This is a genomic window from Methylobacterium sp. B1, assembly GCF_000333255.1.
Classification (GTDB): Bacteria; Pseudomonadota; Alphaproteobacteria; order Rhizobiales; family Beijerinckiaceae; genus Methylobacterium; species Methylobacterium fujisawaense.
The window spans coordinates 1-5911 of record NZ_BACT01000723.1; the positions used below are offsets into that span (position 1 = coordinate 1).

General features: G+C 71.3%; 6 protein-coding genes and 1 pseudogene. 2 read left to right on the forward strand and 5 right to left on the reverse strand.

The annotated features are described in order from the left end of the window. Window positions 1–353 precede the first annotated feature (353 nt). The 3 genes from I53_RS21080 to I53_RS21090 form a co-directional block, all read right to left on the reverse strand. On the reverse strand, window positions 354–779 hold the full coding sequence (locus tag I53_RS21080; protein WP_051044936.1) for a response regulator: 426 nt from the start codon (window positions 777–779) through the stop codon (window positions 354–356). Between the two features lie 126 nt (window positions 780–905). After that, window positions 906–1514 carry a response regulator FixJ gene (fixJ, locus tag I53_RS21085; RefSeq protein WP_043354340.1) on the reverse strand — a complete coding sequence of 203 codons (609 nt, stop codon included), beginning with the start codon at window positions 1512–1514 and terminating at the stop codon, window positions 906–908. Continuing rightward, window positions 1504–3054, reverse strand: a complete 1551-nt coding sequence (locus I53_RS21090) for a PAS domain-containing sensor histidine kinase (RefSeq protein ID WP_081948865.1) — start codon at window positions 3052–3054, stop codon at window positions 1504–1506. Before I53_RS21090 ends, fixJ begins: the two co-directional genes overlap by 11 nt. Before the next feature lie 266 nt (window positions 3055–3320). Between I53_RS21090 and I53_RS21095 the strand changes: the two genes are divergently transcribed. Both I53_RS21095 and I53_RS21100 read left to right on the forward strand, forming a co-directional pair. Continuing rightward, window positions 3321–4181: a universal stress protein gene (locus tag I53_RS21095; RefSeq protein WP_043354344.1), complete on the forward strand. Its 861-nt coding sequence runs from the start codon at window positions 3321–3323 to the stop codon at window positions 4179–4181. Between the two features lie 16 nt (window positions 4182–4197). After that, window positions 4198–4434: a hypothetical protein gene (locus I53_RS21100; RefSeq protein ID WP_043354346.1), complete on the forward strand. Its 237-nt coding sequence runs from the start codon at window positions 4198–4200 to the stop codon at window positions 4432–4434. Between the two features lie 43 nt (window positions 4435–4477). Here the strand turns inward: I53_RS21100 and I53_RS21105 are convergent, their stop codons facing one another. Next, the gene (locus tag I53_RS21105) at window positions 4478–4882 is read right to left on the reverse strand and encodes a BLUF domain-containing protein (RefSeq protein WP_043354348.1); all 405 of its coding nucleotides are present in this window, start codon (window positions 4880–4882) and stop codon (window positions 4478–4480) included. Between the two features lie 174 nt (window positions 4883–5056). Continuing rightward, a pseudogene (locus I53_RS21110) lies at window positions 5057–5870 on the reverse strand (universal stress protein). Window positions 5871–5911 lie beyond the last annotated feature (41 nt).

The window sequence follows — 5911 nt, forward strand, 5'->3', positions numbered from 1 at the left end:
GGGCCCCGGCGGCCGGACCGAGCGGGCGTCCGGAGCACGAGCGGCAGACGCCTGCCCGCCTTCCCGATTTTCAGGGTCTCCGTATTGGTGCGGCGATACATTGATCCAGCTCAAGATCTTTGTGCAGGTTTCGCCACAATGTTCATGAATAAGCTGGGCAAATCGTCGGGCCGTGGAGACAAGAGCGACGTGGTCCGGTCCTTTTGCTTGGCCGTACGCTGTGACGGAGCGTTCAGAGCCCTTCGGATCGTCCGCCGCCGCATGCGGACGCCACGGTCGCCTCGGCCAGGGTGGCTCGGCCTCGGGCACGCCAGCGTGCGCCGGTTTGCCGGTCTGGTCTCCGTCGGGTGTGGTCAGGCCGGCTGGGGGAGGGGCGCGGGGCGTGGCGCCGGGGCGGCGTCTCGGGCGGTGTCTCGGGCGGCGTCCGGGGCGAGGAGCCCGAGGAGCGCGTCGAAGGCGAGGGGCTTCTCGACCAGCGGGATCCCGGCGGCGCGGGCCCGGGCGCGGATGGCGGGGTCGGGGTGTCCGGTGATCAGGACCACGGGCACGCGGGCATCGAGGTCGTGGAGCCTGGCGCAGACTTCCAGGCCGTCGAGCCCCGGCAGGACGTGGTCGAGGAGGACGAAGGCCGGGCTCGGCCCCGGGAAGGCGGCCAGCAGTTCCGGTCCGTCCGCGAAGGTCTCGACCCGGAGGCCCTCGCTTTCCAGGAGGAAGCGGGTGGAGTGGAGGACGGCCGCGTCGTCGTCCACCACGTAGATGAGGTCGGTCAGGGCAGGCATGAGGTGTATCGGCGGCTAGGTCGGCGGCTGGATCGGCAGGTTCGTCGGCGGGGTGCCGGTCCGGGTTCGGGACCGCCAGGATGGGGCGCGATCCGGATCCCGGCCTTGACCTGCCTCAAGGCCGGCTCAGGCCAGGCCCGCCAGCACCGCCCAGCGCACCAGCTCCTGCAGGGTGCCGGCCTGCGTCTTGGCCATAAGCTTCGCCCGGTAGATCTCGACGGTGCGCGGACTGATGTCGAGCGTGCGGCCGATCTCCTTGCTGGTGCCGCCGGCGACCAGCTGGTCGAGGACCTGCCGCTCGCGCTCGCTCAGGGTGCCGACCCGCCGGACGAACTCCCGCAGCGTCGGATCCACCGCCTCGGCCGCGCCGTTGCGTTCCAGGGCGGAGCGCAGCGCCTGCAGGAGGGCCTCGTCGTCGAACGGCTTCTCGATGAAGTCGCAGGCGCCGAGCTTCATCGCCTCCACCGCGAGCGGGACGTCCCCGTGCCCGGTCATCATGATAACCGGAAGCTTGTGGCCGGATGCCCGCAGGCGGCGGAGCAACTCCAGGCCGTTGAGACCGGGCATGCGGATATCGGTCAGGACGCAGCCCGCTGCCGGCTCGACGAGCCGTTGGAGAAAGTCGGTCGCAGTCTCGTAGAGCCGCACCTCGAAGCCTTCGGTGCCGAGCAGGAAGCCGACCGAGTCCCGCATGGCCGGGTCGTCGTCGACCACGTGCACAAGGCTAGCTGGCATGACCGAGGTCTCCATCGTGCGCGGCCGGCAGCGTCAGCCGGAAGGTTGCCCCGCCGGCCTCGTTGCGCTCGACCCATAGGCGGCCGCCATGAGCCTCGACGATGGTGCGGCAGATCGAGAGCCCGACGCCCATCCCGCTCGCCTTGGTGGTGACGAAGGGTTGGAACAGCCGGTCCGCCACCGCGTCCGAGATGCCCGGCCCGGTGTCCACGACGGCAATCTCGACGTGGTCCGTTCCCGCGGGGCAGGCCTCGACGCGCAATTCGCGCCGGTGCCCCTGCTGCATGGCCTCGCGGGCGTTGCGCATCAGGTTGATCAGGACCTGCTGCACCTGAACGCGGTCGGCCAGGACGGACGTGACCCTCGGATCCACGTGCACGCGCGCGACAACGCCTTGCTCCCGGGCCCCGACCAGGGCCAGCGTGCTGGCCTCCTCGATCAGGCTCGCGACGGGCTCGACCCGCTTCTCGGTCTCGCCGCGGGTGACGAACTCGCGCAGGCGCCGGATGATCTGTCCCGCCCGCAAGGCCTGCTCCGCGGCCTTGTCGAGCACCTCCACCGTCTTGGCGACGTTCTCGGGACTGGGATGCGCCAGAAGGCGCTTGCAGCCCTTGGTATAGTTGCTGATGGCCCCGAGCGGCTGGTTCAACTCGTGGGCCAGCGTCGAAGCCATCTCGCCCATCTCGCTGAGGCGGGACATGTGGACCAGCTCCGCCTGGAGTTCCTCGAGACGGGCCTGCGTGCGGCGTTGCTCGGTCAGGTCGTTGATGAAGCCGGTGAAGAAGACCTGCTCGCCCGCGCGCATCTCGCCGATGGCCAGCTCCATCGGGAAGGTGGAGCCGTCCCGCCTCAGGCCGGTCACGACCCTGTTGGTGCCGATGATGCGGCGCTCGCCGGTCCGCCGGTAGCGGTCGAGGTAGGCGTCGTGCTCGCTCCGCATCGGCTCCGGCATCAGGATGCGGACGTTCCGACCGACCGCCTCGTCGGCCGCGTAGCCGAAGAGACGCTCGGCCGCCGCGCTGAACCAATGGATCCGGCCTGCCTCGTCGATGACGACCATGGCCTCCGGCACGGTGTCGAGGATCGAGCGCAGGTGAGCCTCGCGGGCTCGCAGGTCGACCTCGGCCCGCTTCTGCTCGTCGATATTGAGCACGACCCCGCGGAGCCGGAAGGGGCTGCGTTCCGGGTCGAGTTGCACCCGGCCGCGCGAGCGCAGCCAGCAGACATGCCCGTCGGGGCGCAGGACGCGGTAATCGACCTCGTAGCTGCCTCCCTCCCGCACGGCTCTCTCGATGGCCTCCGCGCGGGCTGGACGGTCCTCCGGATGCACGAGGGCCTGTGAGGCGGCGAAGGTGGTCAATCGTTCGGCCGGGACGCCGAACAGGCGGGCACAGGTCGGCGACACCGTGGCGCGACCGGTCACGATGTCCAGCGACCAGATGCAGATGCCCACCTCGTCGAGCGTCAACCGCAGGTCGTCGCCGGTCTGAGCGGTGGCATCGTCGCGAGGGTGGCCGGGCGCGTCGACGGGGTTCGTCATCGCTTGCACCCGGAGAGGTCCTGCGGGCCGCGACGATGAAAACGCATCCGTCCCGAACTTCCAATCGGTGCCGCCTGACAACCAAAAATTACTGCATTTTGGAATCAGTGAACAGCCTTTCGGCAGTGTTGTGGTCGAATATAGACGATCCCGTCGGGCGAATGTGCGAAATTGAACACTCCGCATCGTGGGCCGCTTGAGGTGGATCAAGGCTGCCCAGCCGCGACGGGACGAACCATGGGGCCGGCACGAATCGGAGACGCTCCATGTCCAGCCCCTCCCGCTCCCCACTCGCGGGCATTCGCGACGTCCTCGTCGGCACGACCGTGGAGGGCGAGTTCGATCCCCCCATCGCGGCGATCGGCTACGGGCTGACGCTGGCCAAGGCGGCCAATGCGCACCTCACCGTGCAGTCGGCCTCCTGGCGCCTCACGGGCGACGACGCGTGGCTCGGCGAGTTCGACTACGTGGGCGAGGCCCTCGTGGACCGCCGTCTCGACGCGCTGGCGCGCTCCATCGCGGAGCGTGCGGCCGGCGATGCGGCCCAGGTCGGCGTTGTCTGCACGACGGAGGCGCCGGGGCTGACCTACCCGGACGTCGTGACCCGGCTGGCCACGCAGGCGCGCCTGCACGACCTCACGGTCCTGGACGCGGGACCGCGACGGTTCGACCTCGATCGCGAGACCATCGAGCGGGCGCTCTTCGAGAGCGGGCGGCCGGTCATCGCGGTGCCGCCGGGCCGCGACGCCTTCGCCGCACGGCGGATCATCGTCGCCTGGGACGGCAGCGCGCAGGCGGCGCGGGCCGCCAACGATGCCCTGCCGTTCCTGCGCGCCGCCGAAGCGATCGAGGTCGTCTCGGTCTGCGACGACGCGGAGATCCACGAGGCCGTCCCCGGGGCCGAGTTCGCGCCCCACCTCGCGCGGCACGGCGTGAACGTCGTCGTCAACGACCTGCCGAAGGGGGACGGCATCGCCGAGACCCTGCGCAGCCAGGCCGGCCTGTTCCGCGCCGACCTGGTCGTGATGGGAGCCTACCGGCATTCTCCCAAGCGGGAGTTCTTCCTGGGCGGCGTCACCCGCTCGCTCCTGCGGAACTGTCCCGTGCCGCTGTTCCTGTCCCATTGAACCTAGGGGGTCGGCGATGCGCAAGCGACCAACAGCCCGGAGCGGCACGACCACCGGGCCGACGCGCAAGCGTGAGCCGCCGCCCCGTGGCGCCCCGGCGCGCCCCGAAGCCGCGGAGGCGGTGCCGCCGGTGCGCCCCGAACCCGTCGAGGCGGTGCCGCCGGTGCGGGCGCCGAACGCGCCCGATTGGGCCAACCCGTTGACCGAGGAGGAGCGCCGCGCCCTCGAGGCCGGCTGGGGCTTCGTCGAATGACGGCTCCGCGGGCGCCGTCGGCTCCCCGGCCCGTGCGGCGGTGTCAGAGCCGGGCCCGCGCGAGTTCCTCGATGGCCTGGATCAGGCGGCGCAGGTCGGCCGGGTCCGGCTGCGCCGGGGCACGCGCGGTCAGGGCTGCGATAAGCCTGTCGACGTAAACGGAGGCGCCGGAATAGGCGAGGCTCCAGTCGGCGAAGCGCCGCCGGTCGATGTCGTCGTACAGCAGCACCGCCACCTCCGTATGGCGCGGGTCGCGACGGATGCTGTCCATCAGGGCATCGACCGCGGGACGCGGCCCCTCCAGGATCTGTGCGAACCGGGTGCGCGACGCCACGAGGGCTCCCGTGACCCGGAGCCGGGCGTTCCGGGACAGAGACGTTTCGACGATGTTCTGGACGTCGGCCTCGGAGGATGTCCGCCGGCTGACGTAGAGAAGCCGACTGTCCATGGCTCTGCCTCCCTGCCGCCGCCCAGCGCGACCCTGACGCGTCCGGGCCGGCGAGCCTGGCCTCGTCGCACGGATCGGACCGGAACGCGGGCGCCGCGGGATGGTGCCGTTCGACGCCCGCGATCGGGAAGCACTCGTCCAGCCTGCGAACGGCGGCCCCGACGAAGCGCGGGCTCAGTGGCTCATCAGGCAGCAGCGTGGGGAGCGTTCCAGGAGATCGCGCGTGACGCCGCCGAACATCCATTCCCGCAACCGGGAATGGCCGTAGGCGCCCGTGACGATCAGATCCGCATCCTGCCGCAGGGCGAACCGCAGAATCTCCGAGCCGGCATCCTCCTCCGTTTGCAGGTGATGGACGGCGACGTGCGCGCCGTGCCGCGCGAGGTGGCCGGCCACGTCGTCCGCACCGTCGGGCCGGGCATCGGCGCCGACGGTCGCCACGTGGACCCGGTCCGCCGCCCGCAGGAATGGCAAAGCCGCCGACACGGCCCGCCGCGCTGCGGGACCGTCCCGCCACGCGATAACGATGCGCGACCCCGTCAGGCTCGCGAGCCCCGGCGGCACCACCAGGACCGGCCTGCCGGCCTCCATAAGGACGGGCCCGGGCGGCACGCCGAGCGGTCCCGGATCCGCGTCGCCCGGTCCCCGCCGGCTCAGGACCACGAGGTCCGCGGCGCGGGCCGTCTCGATGACGTGCGTGACGGCGTCCGCGAAGCCGGCGCGCCAGTCCGTGCCGATCCCCTCGGTCCCGGCACGCCGGAACAGTGCCTGCGCCTGTTCGAGGATGGTTTGGACCTGTGCCGTGTTGCGTTGCTCCTGCGCGACGGCATCGTAGACATCGCGGAACCAGGAGGGGGGCCGGCACCGGATGGGCCGCCGCGCCCGTGAGCGTCGCCGCGAAGCGCCGGGCGAGGCCGGCGGCGAGGCGCATCCGGTCCAGCGCCGCTTCGCCGAGGTCGGCGGAAACGAGGATGTTGGCGTATTCCATGGCTCAGCTCCGGCCCGCGTCGATTCCCGACGCGGGAACCT